This is a genomic window from Enterococcus sp. DIV1420a (assembly GCF_051712165.1).
Taxonomy (GTDB): Bacteria; Bacillota; Bacilli; order Lactobacillales; family Enterococcaceae; genus Enterococcus; species Enterococcus faecalis.
Genome location: NZ_JBIOOI010000004.1, coordinates 1 through 16,266 on the forward strand (window position 1 = coordinate 1; position 16,266 = coordinate 16,266).

Consider the following 16,266-nt stretch of genomic DNA (forward strand, 5'->3'; position numbering starts at 1 on the left):
TTGGCGAAACAAGCGGGCAAACTTTCTGCCTAGTTTAACCATCATTTCTAATTCGATGGCTCTTTCTGTTTCTGCGATCTCTTCTTCAGAATCCATAAACATTCTTAAAAAGCTAGGTAGTAGCATTTCATTTTCTAATAACTGATCAACCATCAGCTCACCTCCTGATTCGGGTACAGCTGTATCGTTTATCGGCTCGCCGTGTTGACAGAACCTGCAGTCATAAGTCATTTTTTTCTCTCCTCCTTGATCGTTTTCTAATTTAATCGATATCAAGCATTTAGCTATCTCAGTTTTAGGTCTTTCTCCAAATAATGCTTCAGTAACCTTTAGCCTCTGATTCGCAGTTTCTTCAATGATATCTATCCCAAAACATTCAACTAAGGAAACAAACTCTTCTAATTTTAACGTCATTAAGTCTAATACCTCTTCTTTAGTGACGTTCTTCAGTATTTCCGAATCAGAAATAGATATATATCCCAGTTCGACACCTGACTCTAAACCACTCACAATTGCTTCCGTCAATGAATTGGGTAGTAAACAAACAGAGCAGTTTAAACCAGCAATAGTTGCTTTAAAGCCCAAATGTCGATGCCAGCCATCGGCACACGCTAACCATACATGTATTTCTTGTGAATCTATTCTTACTTTACTCATTCGTTTATCTCCTCAACTTTCTTTCTTCGTGCCTGCCACTCTGCTCGAATTTCCTTATTCATTTGTGTTAATTTGGAACTAATTTCATTCAAACAATCTGCATCAAACAAGGTCAAGTTTTCAGGTGCAAACACATACTTTCGCCAAGCTGGCCAAAAAGTAATCTCTCCCAGGAGAAACCGAGTAGCTTTGTTACGAACTAAAACACGCCTCGTTTTTCCAGTTCGTCTAGGAACTTCTTGAAATAATAAATAATCGCTCATGTTTATTTATTGCTCCTTTCTATGAATTTTGACTATAAAAAAATATTGAACACTAGACAAGAAACTCACTCTGTCTAAATACCCAATAAGGTGAAACTTACTATTTAATTTTGATACATACTTTTCTTGAAAAATAAAGAGGTGGAAAAACGATTTGAATGTCACCCAAACGCATCTACAATTATGGATTAAGATGCCCCGGGAAATTCAAGCGTAACAGCTGTTGCACGATCAAGAAGCACAAATTAGAACCCATATTGCGAGTTACTATCCTCGTTTCTTTTTAACTGTAAGAACACGAAACAGTTAAAAGGATCACCTCTTATTTTTTACGCTGGATAAAAAATGAAAAACCAGCCAATAACATGAAACGGAATCGAACCGTTTTAAACACCTGCATGTTGAAAAACTAACTCTATGTAGAAATGTAATTAAAGAATAGACTATACCCCTTAAGTGAAGTAGAATCTATCTCTTTTTTCTACATAGTAAAACTATGTAAAATCAAGCCCATCAATTACCGCCAGAGTTACTCCGTCCCTAAAAACGGCTTGGTTAACCTCCCATCGCAAAGTGGTCTAGTGTTTTGATAAAGGAGAACAAAAAACTCCTGTACGTAAATTTACGCCTAGTATATTAAAAAGAGTGTTACTTAGGTAAGGATCAAGTCTTCTAAAAATTTTTGGAATTCACATTCAGGGATTTTATAACGGATTCGAATTTTCTCATTCGTGAGAAATTTTCGTAACTGACGATATTTTTCTGGTGTCAATCGTTTCGTTTTTCCATTGTAATAATCTTCATATTCCTTTAATTTCCAGAAGGGGATTTGGAGAATATTCATGATTGCTTTTCTCGGTCTTTTGCTTTCGTGAAAAAATATAAAGCGTTGATAATCACTTTTGTTGTCTACACTTTCTAATTCAAACCAACAAATCCCGATTCGGTGATACTTCTGATGTTTTTCTTTTAAATAAGCCTGCGTTTTATACCTGGCTAGTAAAAATACATCGTCGAGTGACTTTTTTATTGTTTCAATCTGAAAAGCATAAACTTCTAATGAAAAATCATCTTTACATATAATTGTTTCAACCGACCATTTAAAAACTTTCACTGGTTTCCTCCCATAAAAAAATACTTGTAAATGCTTAAGCGATAGGATTTCTATCACCTTTGCACTTACAAGTATAATCCGCCGTTTTCTTGCAAAAAATGATAGAATTATTTTGTGAAATAATAAAATATTATGATTTTTAAACTTTAGATTGAAGGATTGCCTTATGACTGTAGAATTAAAAAATATTTTAGATTTAGAAAAGTGGGAAAAATTGCAAGAATCATTGGCCTTAAGCACTCGTTTAGCCATTATTTTAGTCGATTATAAAGGGCGACCTGTGACGAAACATAGTCAAGTTCAACCCTTTTGCCAACTGGTACGTCACTCCCCTGAGCTCTCGAAACTTTGTGAAAAATGTGATGCTCGTGGTGGCTTGGAAGCTGTTCGCACTGGTCAGCCTTTTATCTACCGTTGTCACTTTAACATCGTTGATATGGCCATCCCCATTATTGTTGATGACCAATATGTAGGAGCCATTATGGCTGGTGAAGTTTTGCTCGAAGATCACCAAGAAGAGTTAGAACAGGTTTTAACCATGAATGATGCCTTCATTCAAGAATTTTTAGTAACACACCAAGAGCTGTATCAACAATACCCTGTTTTAGAACTAGCAGACTTAGAAAAAAGCGCGACATTAATCGCTGATCTAAGCCAATATATTATTTCTGAAGCCATCAAAAAAGATTATTTAATCAATACGTACAAACAATCCTTACAGATTAGTTCGCGAAAAGAAGAGCTGGAGCCATTGAATATGATCCAAAAAGATATTCAACAAACTTTATTAACTGCTCAATTAACTCCTTCAAGTGCCTATCAAACTAAAAATAAGCAATTACAACCGGTTTTAGATGCCCTTTGGGAAAACAAATCGCTGCGTTTAAATTTACAAGAACTGGCAGACCTTGTTCATTTGACACCGACGTATTTAAGTCGTTTATTAAAAGAGGAGTTTGGTATTCCCTTTAGTCAATTTTATCGACAATTAAAAATCACATGGGCTAAACAGCTTCTTTTGGAGACAGATAAAACAATTGCCCAAATCAGTGAAGATTTAGGGTTTGTTGAAGATAGCTATTTTGTCCGGATCTTTAAACAAGAAACGGGTGAAACACCCCTTAAATACCGTAAAAGAAAGAACAGAGCATAAAAAAACAACGACTCCTAGAAGTCGTTGTTTTTTTACACCTTTTGCTCTTGCTGTGGCTAATGCAACAAGTGCAAAAGGCGCATTATATCTGTCGTGCGACAAAGTGATACTATTAAATATGAATTGGTAAACCTAAAGCCAATTCAGCTGTATCCATAGTAATTTCGCCCAATGATGGGTGTGGGTGGATTGTTAAAGCAATGTCTTCTGCATTCATGCCAGATTCAATAGCTAAAGCTAATTCAGAAATCATGTCACTTGCACCGACACCGGCAATTTGTGCACCGATGATGACATTGTCTTCTACAGTTGTAACTAAACGCATGAATCCTTCAGTTTTATCTAAAGAGATTGCACGGCCGTTACCAGCAAATGGGAATTTGTAGCCTTTTGCTTCGATTCCCGCTTCTTTTGCTTCTGCAACAGTCATACCAACGCTTGCCAATTCTGGATCAGTAAAGGCAACAGCTGGCATTGCTTTGTAATCAACTGCAACTTTCTTACCAGAAATTGCTTCAGCAGCAATTTTTGCTTCGTAGCTTGCTTTATGCGCTAACGCAGCACCTGGTACGATGTCGCCGATTGCGAAGATGTTTTTCACGTTAGTACGTCCTTGGTTGTCAACTGGGATTAAACCACGTTCGCCAATTTCAACGCCCGCTTGTTCTAAGCCTAAGTCGTCTGTGTTTGGACGACGTCCAACAGTGACCATTACGTAATCTGCTTCAACACTTTCTTCTTTTCCGTTAACTTCATATTTAACAGTGACGCTATCGCCATTGTCAACAGCTTCTTTAGCCATTGCAGAAGTCACGATTGTTACGTTTTTCTTCTTGAAGTCGTCTGTGACAACTTTAACCATATCTTTTTCATAAGTTGGTAAAATTGATGGGCTACCTTCTAAAATTGTTACTTCTGAACCTAAGTTAGCATAAGCGCCACCTAATTCAGCACCGATGACACCGCCACCGATAATAACGAATTTTTTAGGAACTTCTTTTAAGTTTAAACCGCCTGTAGAATCTAACACGCGTCCGCCAAATTTGAATCCTGGGATTTCAATTGGACGAGAACCTGTTGCTACAATAGCATTATTGAATGAGTAAGTTTGTGCTGAGTCTGGGTGAATAACACGCAATGTATTTTCGTCAACGAAGAATGCTTCGCCTTCAATAATTTCTACTTTGTGTTTTTTCAATAACATGCCAACGCCGCCTGTTAATGATTTAACAACTGTGTTATCTTTCCAGTCTTGTGTTTTTGCAAAGTCTAATTCGACTCCTTTAGCTGTTACACCAAAAGTTGAAGAATCTTGTGCTTCTTGGTAATGATGTCCAGCAGCAATTAAAGCTTTTGAAGGAATACATCCAACGTTTAAACAAACGCCTCCGATGTATTCACGTTCGATAATCGCAACTTTTTGACCCATTTCTGCGGCACGAATTGCGGCAACGTATCCTCCAGGACCAGCTCCGATTACGACTGTATCTAGTTCAATGGCGAAATCTCCTACTACCATTTGTTAATCATCCTTCCATTAATAGTAATTCTGGATCAGCTAATAAGCGTTTAATGTTGTTCATTGCTTTTTGAGCAGTTGCGCCGTCAACGATACGGTGGTCAAAGCTTAATGATAATTTCATCATGCGTCCCACAACGATTTCGCCGTCTGCATTAACAACTGGTTCTTGTGCAATTGTACCAACGCCTAAAATAGCAACTTCAGGGTAGTTGATTACTGGTGTAAACCAGCCGCCACCGACTGAACCAATGTTACTAATTGTGATTGTACCATCACGCATATCTTGTGCAGTTAATTTACCTTCGATAGCCAATGCTGCTTTTTCGTTGATTTCATCAGCGATAGCAAACATGCTCTTCGTATTAGCATTTTTAACATTTGGTACATATAAGCCATGATCTGTATCAGTAGCGATACCAATGTTAAAGTAATTTTTGTAAACAATTTCTTGTGCTGCGTCATCGATTGATGCATTCAAGATTGGGAATTTTTGAACAGTTGAAGTCAATGCTTTTACAACGTATGGTAAGAATGTTAATTTTGTACCATTTGCAGCAGCAACATCTTTAAATTTCTTACGGTGATCCCATAATTTAGAAACTTCTACTTCATCATGTAATGTTACGTGAGGAGCAGTGTGTTTGCTGTTAACCATTGCTTTAGCAATTGCTTTACGTGTTGGTGTCATTTTTTCACGTGTTTCCATTTCGCCTAAATCAGAAGTAAAGGCTTTTGGCGCTGCTTTAGGTGCAGCTGCTTCCGCTTTAGGTGCTGCTTCTGTTGCGGCAGCTTCAGTAGCTGGTGCTGCTTGAGAGCCACCAGAAACAAAGGCATCAATATCCGCTTTAATGACACGGCCACCTTTACCAGTTGCAGTTACTTGTGTAATATCAACGTCTTTTTCACGCGCATACTGACGAACAGATGGCATTGCTAAAACGCGTTTGTTTGGATCAGCGGCTGCAACTACGCCTGTTGAAGCGGCTGGAGCTGATGCTTCCGCTTTAGGAGCGTCAGTAGCTGGTGCTGCGGCTGCCGGTGCTGCTGAATTATGACCAGGTGCGTCAATTTCAACTAACACGTCACCCACATTGGCAACTGTTCCTTCTGGTACAACGATATTTTTTACAGTACCTGTTACTGGTGATGGAATTTCTTCTACTGATTTGTCATTTTGTACTTCTAATAATGAATCATCTTCATTAATTGTGTCGCCCGCTTTAACGAACCATTTAACGATTTCGCCTTCGGCAATTCCTTCACCGATGTCTGGTAATTTGAATTGGAAAAATCCGCCAGCTGCTTCGGTTGTTGGTACAGCAGCAGGTTGTGCTGGTGTTTGTTCTTGTGCAGGAGCTGCTGGTGCTGCATCGTTATCTTCGTGACCAGGTGCGTCGATTTCAATTAACACGTCACCAACGTTTGCAACTGTTCCTTCTGGTACAACGATATTTTTTACAGTACCTGTTACTGGTGATGGAATTTCTTCCACTGATTTGTCATTTTGTACTTCTAATAACGTATCGTCTTCGTTGATTGTATCGCCAGGTTTTACAAACCATTTAACGATTTCGCCTTCGGCAATCCCTTCACCGATATCCGGTAATTTAAACTGATAAGCCATTTTTTAAGTCTTCCCTTCTTCGTTGGATCTGTCTATTTTCTTAGGAGCAAAACGCGGGGAAACGACTATAGTAGCTGAACATTTCATGCCTATAGCCGTAATCCACCTGTTTAATTCTTCGTTTATCTACTTCGAATAACTATTAAAATTCGACGATTTCTCTAGCTTTTGCTTCGATATCTTTCGCATTTGGTAACCAGATATTTTCTGCTTGTCCGAATGGGAAGATTGTATCTGGAGCAGATACACGTCCGATTGGTGCTTCTAATGATAATACGGCACGTTCAGAAATTTCAGAAACAACCATAGCGCCAACGCCAGCTTGTTTTTGTGCTTCTTGAACGACAACCACACGGCCAGTTTTTTCAACAGAGTTAATAATTGTTTCCACATCTAAAGGAGCCACCGTACGTAAGTCAATGATTTCTGCTGAAATATTGTCTTTCGCTAAGCTATCAGCTGCTTTAATCGCTTCACGAACCATAGCACCGTAAGTGATGATTGATACGTCTGTTCCTTCACGAGTTACAGCCGCTTTATCTAAAGGCACTTCATAAGCTTCGTCTGGCACTTCCTCACGGAATGAACGGTATAATTTCATGTGCTCTAAGTAAACAACTGGATCGTTGCTACGAATAGATGAAATTAATAGTCCTTTTGCATCGTAAGGGTTTGATGGAATAACAACACGAACACCTGGTGATTGTGCGATTAATCCTTCTAAGTTATCTGAGTGAAGTTCTGGTGTATGAACACCACCACCAAATGGGGCACGAACAGTAATTGGCATATTACGAGTTCCACCCATACGGTAACGCGTACGAGCCATTTGACCAACGATTTCGTCAAATACTTCAAAAACGAAACCAAAGAATTGGATTTCAGGAACTGGACGGTAACCTTGCAAGGCAAGACCGAAAGCCAATCCACCGATACCAGATTCAGCTAAAGGTGTATCGAAGACGCGGTCTTCACCAAATTTTTCTTGTAAACCTTCAGTTGCACGGAAAACCCCACCGTTGTTACCAACGTCTTCACCGAAGATTAAGACATTTTCGTCTTTCTCTAATTCAAGAGCTAAGGCATCTGTAATTGCTTGGATCATAGTTTTTTGTGCCATTTTTATTTCGACTCCTTCGCTTCATAAAATGCAATTTGTTCTTTAATTGTTTGAGGTTGAACTTCAAACATATTTTTCAAGAAATCAGAAACTTTTTGTTTTGGCGCTTTATCCGCTTCTGCAATCGCTACTTTGATTTCTTCTTTTGTTTTTTCAATAATTTCTTCTTCTTTTGCTTCAGACCATAAGCCTTTATCTGTTAGATATTTACGGAAACGAGTCAATGGATCTTTTTGTACCCATTCGTCATCCATTTCTTTTGAACGGTAACGTGTTGGATCGTCTCCAGATAAAGTATGTGGACCATAACGATAGGTTAATGTTTCAATTAAAACTGGACCATTTCCTGCAGCTGACCAATCACGTGCTTCTTTTGCAATTGCGTAAACTGCTAACGGATCCATACCATCAACTTGAATACCAGGAATTCCTGCTGCAACAGCTTTTTGAGCTAAAGTTTTAGCCGCTGTTTGTTTTTCACGAGGTGTAGAAATCGCAAAACCATTGTTTTGGATAATGAAGACACCGTTTGCTTGGTAAGCACCAGCAAAGTTAATTGCTTCATAGAAGTCCCCTTGTGAAGAACCGCCGTCACCAGTATAAGTGAAGACAACATTTTCTTTTCCACGTTTTTTCAATCCTAAAGCAACACCAGCTGCTTGGATGTATTGAGCACCAATGATAATTTGTGGTGGTAATGCATTTAAATCTTCCGCGTAGTAGTTCCCTGCTACGTGACCACGAGACCATAAGAAAGCTTCTCTTAATGGTAAACCATGTTGTACTAATTGAGGTACATCACGGTAACCTGGTAGTAAGTAGTCTTCTTTTTCCATTGCAAATTGACTTGCCAATTGGCTTGCTTCTTGTCCAGCTGTTGGCGCGAAGAATCCTAAGCGTCCTTGACGGTTTAATGCAGTAGAACGTTGGTCTAACACACGAGACCAAACCATGCGTGTCATTAATTCAACTAATTCCTCATCCGATAAATCAGGTACTAAATCTTCATTCACAATTTTTCCATCTTGATCCAAGATTTGGAAAGTTGGGAAATCAGCGTCGACTTTAGCCATTAGCTCTTTAAAGTCAATAGGTTTTTGTTTCTTAGCCTTTGCCATTTTGTCACACAATCCTCTCTATTACGTTTCTTTAATTTCGATAAAAGTAAAACAGAGTGCGAAACTGTATTACTTTTTATCGACTACACTTAACAAATTATCACTAAATTCGAAAAAGCGCAAGAAAAAAACTCTAATTTCTTCATTTTTTCACAAAAGAGCAAAACCGCATGTTTTTGCGGTTTAGTGATAATTTTCACAAACAAGAAAACGGTTTCTGTTCCACACTTCTTCTGTACTATTTTTCTCCTAACTGTTATATTCTATTTTGAAAATATTATATAACAGTTCTATTAATTCGAGCCCCCTCATCCCCGAGCTGGCTAGTAATCTGATTTCCGAACTTTGCGTTTTCATGAAAATTATCTTGAAAAAACCAAAAAATAAAAACCGTCAGCCGAGTAACCTACTCAGCATGCGGTTTTTTATTTTTTAGAGAACAAAGTTTTTTTCGTTAATTTTTATTTTTTTTGGCTCGTTTTTTTGCCAAATACTTTGCCTTAGGTTTTATCACGAACATTCATTGCTTAAAATCACCAAATTTTCGCAAAACGAGTAATACAGCTTAGCAATTTCTTTTCTCTTTCAGTAGATTTTACTAAATCCATTCCTTAGTAATTTTAATATATAAACGTTTAGCTACTTCAACAGTTAACATGTACGCAATGATGATTCCAAAGAACCATGGCCAGTAGTTAGCCGGAAGTTTCACAAAGTCAAAAACCTCTCTTATAGGCGTTGCTACAATCAGGAAACCGAGTAAAATTGCGCCTAAACTACTTAACATCACAGGCATTGACGCACGACTTTGAATGAATGGTATTTTCCGCGTCCGGACCATATGAACAACTAACGTTTGACTAACAAGTCCCACCATAAACCAACCTGTTTGGAATAAATGTTGAGTTGCCAAACTATTGGCGCTAAACACAAACCACATGACAAGATACGTTAGAATATCGAAAATACTACTTACCGGGCCAATACATACTGTAAATTTCGCTAGTCCGTTCGTTTCCCACCGAACAGGGCTTAATAACTCTTCTTCATCAACATTATCCCAAGGAATTGTCAACTGAGCCACATCATAAATCAAATTTTGAATCAAGAGTTGTAAGGAAAGCATTGGTAGAAATGGTAAAAAGGCACTGGCTACTAAAATTGAAAAGACATTCCCAAAATTGGAACTGATGGTAATTTTAATATATTTCATCATATTGCTAAATACTTTTCGTCCTTCAATCACACCAGATTCCAGTACATTTAAACTTTTTTCCAGTAAAATAATCGAGCTAGCATCTTTAGTAATATCAGCTGCAGTATCTACTGAAATGCCCACATCAGCTTTTCGTAATGCCGGTGCATCATTAATGCCATCCCCCATAAAACCAACCGTATGACCTTTTGCTTGTAGCAATTCAATAATTTTAGATTTTTGCATCGGATTTAATTTGGCAAATAAATTAGTTTCTTCTACTTGCGCCCGCAACTCTTCATCTGTCATTGCTTCAATTTGAGAACCTAATAACACATGGGAAACTTCAATGCCTACATCTTTACAGACTTTTTTGGCGACAATGTCATTATCGCCCGTTAGCACTTTCACGTTGACACCATGTTCATGTAAGGAGCGGATAGCGCTGACGGCTGACTCTTTTGCTGGATCAAGAAAACCCATAAATCCAATCAATGTCATCTCTTTTTCATCTTCAACTGAATAAACTGCTTCTTTGTGGACATCTTTTTTTACAGCTACCGCTAACACACGCATCCCTTGTTTGTTCATTTGAACATTTACTCGGCGTAGTTCTTCTCGTACAGCACTGCTTAATGGTACAATTTCGCCATTAATTTGCGCATGCGTGCACACTTCTTCCATTTCTTCCACGGCGCCTTTCGTAATCATCAATTGATGATCATCTGCATTTACGACAACCGTTAAGCGGCGTCTGGAAAAATCAAAAGGAATTTCATCAATTTTAGTGACATTTTTAAACGGCGTTTTCCATTGATGCTCTTCATAAAAATTAATAACGGCAATATCCATTAAATTTTTCCAACCTGTTTGATAAGAAGAATTTAAGTAGGCTAAATTTAGAACCTCGTCACTCAAATCACCTAATGGATTCAAATGTTGAACCAAAACTACACGATCTTCGGTAATCGTTCCAGTCTTATCTGTACAGAGCACATCCATACCACCCAAATTTTGGATAGCCGCTAATTCTTTAACAATGACTTTATGTTTCGATAAGGATAATGCACCCTTGGCTAAGTTACTCGTAACAATCATTGGCAACATTTCTGGTGTCAAACCAACTGCAACGGCAATCGCGAAGAAAAACGCTTCGCCCCAAGCACCTTTAGTTAAACCATTAATCAAGAAAACGATTGGAAACAAAATCATTACCATTCGTAATAAAAACTTACTGACTTTTGCTAAGCCTAAGTCAAAACTAGTTTTTCCTCGTTGTGTTGTAGCATTTTTAGCAATATCACCAAAAAATGTATGTTGCCCAGTTTTTAAAATAATCGCTTTTCCTTGTCCACTCAAGACATCTGTGCCCATAAACACTAGGTCTTGCATATCTAATGCAGAAACCTCTGTTTGTTGACGATCCACACCTGCATCCACAAATTTTTCGACAGGCATGGATTCGCCTGTTAGTGACGATTGATTAACGAATAAATCTTTGGTCCAAATCAACACGGCATCTGCAGGAATCATGTCTCCTGTAGCTAAAGTTACAATGTCTCCTGGAACAATTTCGTCCATTGGAATTTCTTTCGTAATTCCTTCCCGTGTCACTGCAGCGGTGTTTTCAATTAATTCTTTTAAATCCAAACTTGCTTTTTGAGAACGATACTCTTGTATAAAAGCAATCAAGACACTGGCTAAAATCATCACGCCCATCACGATAGCGGCTTCGAAATCTTTCGTTAAAGTTGAAACGACCATCAATAAGGCTAAGACATAGACAAACGGATCTTTGAATGCACTTAAAAATAAAATAATTGCTGGGGTTGGCTTTTGTGCAGAAACTTCGTTTGGTCCAAATTCCTCTAATCTTTTTTCGGCATCTTCATTCGAGAGTCCTTTTTCAGATGTCCGTAATTCCATCATTAATTCCCGTTCAGAAAGCAAAGCCAATTTACGTAATTCTTGATCTTTGGTTGCTTTTCTCATATCCATTGTTTTTTTGTTCATCATTTTCTTTTCCTCCAAGGTTGTGGTCACCTGCCGAAAAGAGCGCTAAAATCTTCTCCTTTCGTTGGTGACTGTATTTTGTTTCTCTGTTCACTTCCAGGGTCTTCCATGACAGTCATCCTTTCTTTTTCTTATTTATACTTCCAGTGAATAATTGCTTTTTTGCCAAACACACAAAAAAGGACCTACTCAACAATAGAGTACGTCCCAAAATACCATCTTTAAATAAGATTCTCTATCGTTGAGCTTTAGCACTATAGGGCGTAGATAACATGTATCAGCTACATTATGAATAACCTTCACGATTATTCCTGTTCAACCAACTAAGGGTCTCTCGATCCTTTCGCGGCAGCAGCATTTGTCCAAATAGGAGCCTCACCTAACAATTATTCAGTTTTTATCCACTTCTTATAATAGAGGAGTTTGACATTCTTGTCAAAAGATTTATGACTTTTTTGTTATAAATAAAAAATAACTACTTTAAAATTTCCTTTATTTCTGCTTTTCGCTCAGGAATAAACCACATGACTAAAACAATCGTATCAATAATCAGGACAGCGATTGGCGCTACCAGTTTGCCCACAATCAACGCAATAATATTCAACACAATCGAAAGCGTTAATTTTGGATAGTGGCCAAACAAACGTTGTACTTCGGATTTGGGCCCATTTGCCTGAATCAATGCCCGCACCACTAGATAATAAGCAACATCAGCTCCTAATACTACTAAGCCATACAAAGCTTGTGGCGGCCAAGAAAACGGATGTTCACCTACCCAACCAGTAACAAACGGGAAAAACGTCAACGTCAAAATTAGAAAATTATTCATCCAAAGGACACGTCCATCAATTTTACGGACACTTTGAAATAAATGATGATGATTGTTCCAATAAATCAATAAAGTAACAAAACTAATTAAATAAATAATGATTTTGTGTCCAGATTGAGTCAGAGCAGACCAATCTGCTTTTTCAGGAATTTTTAATTCTAAAATTAATAACGTTAAAATAATCGCAATGACTGCATCTGTAAATGCTTCTACACGTGTTTTCGGCATCATTTCCCCCTACTTTCATAAAAATTAAATAACTTACCCAAAGTAAGTATAACGCATTTCTGTAAAAATTCAATTATTTATGAAGTCTCTCGGTTGTTGAAGTTCCTAAAAACGAGTGCAAGAGCCCCACTTAAAAGTAAGCCTCTTGCACTCGTTATAGAACAAATCAGTTATTGGAATACGCCTGCCTGATAAGGTGCTAACTGCATCCGTTTCTTCACCGTAAAATCTTGATTCCCTAATAATTGTTGCCACTTTCTGCCTAGTAATTTATTCGGCAAGTCAAATTGGCACTTTTCTCCACTTAAATTGACAATCACTAACGCTGTTGCCTCAGTTGTTTTTCTTAAAAAAGCAAAAACAGACGGATGATTGGGCGCTAATAGTTCAAACTGTCCATCTGTAAAGACCGGATTGTCTTTCCGCAACGCAATTAACTTTTTATAATAATTCAACACGGATTGCGCATCCGTTTCTTGGTCAGCCACATTTATTTCTTTGAAATTGGGATGAATTGCTAACCACGGATGCCCCGAGGTGAATGAACTTGCCTCTTGACTCGTCCACTGCATAGGCGTACGCGAATGGTCCCGCGTCCAATGCGCCACTTCTTTTAATGCTTGTTTCGCATCGTAGCCACTTTCTATAAGCAAACGATAATGGTTATGAGAATCTTTAGCATCTAACTCGTCAATCTGTTGAAACGGATAATTAACCATGCCGATTTCCTGTCCTTGATAAATAAACGGTGTTCCTCGCAAGAGCAAGGCGATTGTTCCAATCGCCTTAGCAGAATGAGAGGTTTCATTGCCTAAAATTGAATTGATTCTGGGATTATCATGATTTTCTACATATAATGCATTCCAGCCTTCTGTCCCTAAATGCTTTTGCCAGCGAGCCATTACTTTTTTATAGCCTAAAATATTTAACCGTTCTTCTCCTGGCTTTCCTTCTCGAACATTGTGCTCTAATTCAAAAATCATATTCAGATAGCCCGCATCATTGGTCCATTCCACCGCTTTTTTACTTGAAACGCCACTAGCTTCCCCCACTGTCATGATGTCATACTCAGCAAAAATAGCTTTCAAATCCAGCATATAGTCTTCAATGCCTTTTACATTCATAAATGGAGCCCACGGATTCGTGGTAATTTTAAAATCCCAAGGTTCTTTTTGGATATGACTAATCGCATCCAATCGGAAACCATCAATTCCCAAATCTAACCACCAGCGAATCATCGCATAAATCTCTTCACGAACTTTAGGATTTTCCCAGTTCAAATCAGGTTGCTCTTTTGCAAACACATGAAAATATGCTTGTTTTGTACCCGCGTCATACGTCCAAGTCGAGCCACCAAAAAAGCTTTGCCATTCATTCGGCATACGATCTGGTGTCGCATCGGCCCATAAATAATACTCACGATACGGATTATCTAAACTTTTTTTTGCTTCAACAAACCACGGATGTTGATCACTGGTATGATTGACTACCAGATCAAGAATAATCTTCAAACCTAATTGATGCGCTTGGTCCAAAAGTTCTTGAAAATCTTCCATCGTACCAAATTCTGGCTGAATCCCTTGATAATCCGCAATATCATAACCATTGTCAACGTTTGGCGAAGTGTAAATCGGATTTAACCATAAAAAATCGACCCCTAGTTCTTTTAAATACGGTAATTTCTCAATAATTCCCTGCAAATCACCAATGCCATCCCCGTTGCTATCTTTAAAACTCCGAGGATAAATTTGATAACCGACAGCATTTTTCCACCATTGTTCCATCTTATTGACTCACTTTCACAACAAATGCTTGCCAAGGCGCTAACGAATAATCTGCTAAAGCAGTGACATCTGTCGGCATATTTTCAATCATTACTTGTTCTACATGAACGTCTGCAGAAAATGGCTGAACTTTGTCAGAAAAGTTCGTTACAACAAGCCAGCGTTCCTCACCATAGGTACGATAAAAACTGATCACTTCGTCCACTGTTTCTAGCAATTCAAAGTTGCCCCAAACAATTAAAGGATGTTCTTTTCTCAAACGAATCATTTCTTGGTACGTATAGAATAGTGAATTTTTATCTGCCAAAGCAGCAGCGACGTTAATCGTTTGATAATTGGGATTAACATCAATCCAAGGTGTACCAGTCGTAAAGCCCGCATTTTTTTCAGCGGTCCACTGCATAGGCCGGCGTGCATTGTCGCGACCTTTAGTATTAATTTTCAGCAAAATTTCTTCTTTAGAATATCCTTTTTCTAGATACTCATGGTACATGTTAATCGTTTCGATGTCCCGCGCTTCACGAATATCTGTAATCGGCGTATTGGTCATACCAATTTCTTCCCCTTGATAAATATAAGGTGTGCCTTTCATCATGTGCAGTAAAATAGCGAATAACTTACTACTTTCCAACCAATGTTCCTGGTCATTTCCCCAACGTGAAATCATTCTCGGCAAATCATGGTTATTCCAAAATAAAGAATTCCAGCCATCATTTCCTAATTCTGTTTGCCATTTTGCAAAAACCTGTTTCAACTTGGCAACTTCCATTTGCTGAAGGTCCCATTTTTCTTTACCTGGTTGTTGATCCAAGCTCATATGTTCAAACTGAAAAATCATAGATAATTCATGACGCTCTGGACTAGAGTACATTTTTGCAATTTCAGGTGTGGCCCCCCATGTTTCACCTACAGTTAACAGCTCTTTGCCACCAAATGTCGCGGCGTTCATTTCTTGTAAATAACGATGTAAATGAGGTCCATTCGCGGTGATCTCTTCTCCTGGAATTTTACCCACTAAGTCAATTACATCTAAACGGAAACCGCCAATTCCTTTATCAATCCAAAAATTCATCATCTCGTAAACCGACTGACGCATTTGTTGGTTTTCCCAATTTAAATCTGGTTGTTTTTTACTAAACAAATGCAAATAGTATTGCCCACTCGCTTCATCAAACGTCCACGCCGAACCCGAAAAGGCAGATTTCAATCGGTTAGGCACACCGCCATCTGAAGCAGGATCAGCCCATACATAATAGTCTCGGTAGGGGTTCTCCTTGCTTTTTTTCGCTTCAATAAACCAACGATGTTCATCTGACGTATGGTTAACCACTAAATCCATAATAATTTCAATCTTTCGCTTTTTCGCTTCCTCAATTAGACGATCCATATCCGCCATCGTCCCAAACTCTGTCATAATCGCTTCATAATCAGAAATGTCATAACCATTGTCATCATTGGGTGATTGATAAACTGGTGATAACCAAATAGCCCCAATGCCTAACGTTTCCAAATAATCCAATTTTTCAATAATTCCTGGTAAATCTCCAATGCCATCTCCATTGCTATCCTTAAAACTGCGAGGATAAATCTGATAAACCACGACTTCTTGCCACCAATGTTTTTCCATTCTTCTTCACATTCCTTTG

General features: G+C 38.3%; 12 protein-coding genes and 1 riboswitch. Of the genes, 1 reads left to right on the forward strand and 11 read right to left on the reverse strand.

What is annotated here, in order from left to right:
• The 3 genes from IGI80_RS18740 to IGI80_RS18750 form a co-directional block, all read right to left on the reverse strand.
• On the reverse strand, positions 1 to 657 hold a 657-nt coding region (locus IGI80_RS18740; protein ID WP_438724277.1), incomplete at its 3' end, for a hypothetical protein.
• Complete coding sequence (locus tag IGI80_RS18745; protein ID WP_438724039.1) at positions 654 to 920, reverse strand: hypothetical protein; 267 nt, start codon at positions 918 to 920, stop codon at positions 654 to 656. The genes IGI80_RS18740 and IGI80_RS18745, both read right to left, overlap by 4 nt.
• Before the next feature lie 652 nt (positions 921 to 1,572).
• Positions 1,573 to 2,034 (reverse strand): hypothetical protein, encoded by a 462-nt coding sequence (locus IGI80_RS18750; RefSeq protein WP_438724038.1) that lies wholly within the window; start codon positions 2,032 to 2,034, stop codon positions 1,573 to 1,575.
• Between the two features lie 166 nt (positions 2,035 to 2,200).
• Here IGI80_RS18750 and IGI80_RS18755 point away from each other — a divergent pair, with 166 nt between their 5' ends.
• Positions 2,201 to 3,187, forward strand: a complete 987-nt coding sequence (locus IGI80_RS18755; protein WP_002382271.1) for a PocR ligand-binding domain-containing protein — start codon at positions 2,201 to 2,203, stop codon at positions 3,185 to 3,187.
• Between the two features lie 112 nt (positions 3,188 to 3,299).
• Here IGI80_RS18755 and lpdA read toward each other — a convergent pair whose 3' ends face one another.
• From lpdA to IGI80_RS18795, 8 genes are all read right to left on the reverse strand, one after another.
• The gene (gene lpdA, locus IGI80_RS18760) at positions 3,300 to 4,706 is read right to left on the reverse strand and encodes a dihydrolipoyl dehydrogenase (protein WP_002357765.1); all 1,407 of its coding nucleotides are present in this window, start codon (positions 4,704 to 4,706) and stop codon (positions 3,300 to 3,302) included.
• Positions 4,707 to 4,713: 7 nt separating this feature from the next.
• Complete coding sequence (locus IGI80_RS18765) at positions 4,714 to 6,333, reverse strand: dihydrolipoyllysine-residue acetyltransferase (protein ID WP_002357766.1); 1,620 nt, start codon at positions 6,331 to 6,333, stop codon at positions 4,714 to 4,716.
• A gap of 142 nt (positions 6,334 to 6,475) precedes the next feature.
• Positions 6,476 to 7,453: an alpha-ketoacid dehydrogenase subunit beta gene (locus IGI80_RS18770; RefSeq protein WP_002357767.1), complete on the reverse strand. Its 978-nt coding sequence runs from the start codon at positions 7,451 to 7,453 to the stop codon at positions 6,476 to 6,478.
• 2 nt (positions 7,454 to 7,455) lie between these two features.
• Positions 7,456 to 8,571: a pyruvate dehydrogenase (acetyl-transferring) E1 component subunit alpha gene (gene pdhA / locus IGI80_RS18775; protein WP_002357768.1), complete on the reverse strand. Its 1,116-nt coding sequence runs from the start codon at positions 8,569 to 8,571 to the stop codon at positions 7,456 to 7,458.
• Between the two features lie 598 nt (positions 8,572 to 9,169).
• A complete protein-coding gene (gene mgtA / locus IGI80_RS18780) occupies positions 9,170 to 11,782 on the reverse strand; it encodes a magnesium-translocating P-type ATPase (RefSeq protein ID WP_002413922.1) in 2,613 nt (870 codons plus the stop codon).
• A 223-nt stretch (positions 11,783 to 12,005) separates the two neighbouring features.
• A riboswitch (M-box (ykoK) riboswitch) is annotated at positions 12,006 to 12,173 on the reverse strand.
• Positions 12,174 to 12,254: 81 nt separating this feature from the next.
• A complete protein-coding gene (locus IGI80_RS18785; protein WP_002407466.1) occupies positions 12,255 to 12,836 on the reverse strand; it encodes a TMEM175 family protein in 582 nt (193 codons plus the stop codon).
• Positions 12,837 to 13,006: 170 nt separating this feature from the next.
• A complete protein-coding gene (locus IGI80_RS18790) occupies positions 13,007 to 14,620 on the reverse strand; it encodes a glycoside hydrolase family 13 protein (RefSeq protein ID WP_010710419.1) in 1,614 nt (537 codons plus the stop codon).
• A 1-nt stretch (position 14,621) separates the two neighbouring features.
• Positions 14,622 to 16,247 carry a glycoside hydrolase family 13 protein gene (locus IGI80_RS18795; RefSeq protein ID WP_010717587.1) on the reverse strand — a complete coding sequence of 542 codons (1,626 nt, stop codon included), beginning with the start codon at positions 16,245 to 16,247 and terminating at the stop codon, positions 14,622 to 14,624.
• Between the last annotated feature and the right edge of the window lie 19 nt (positions 16,248 to 16,266).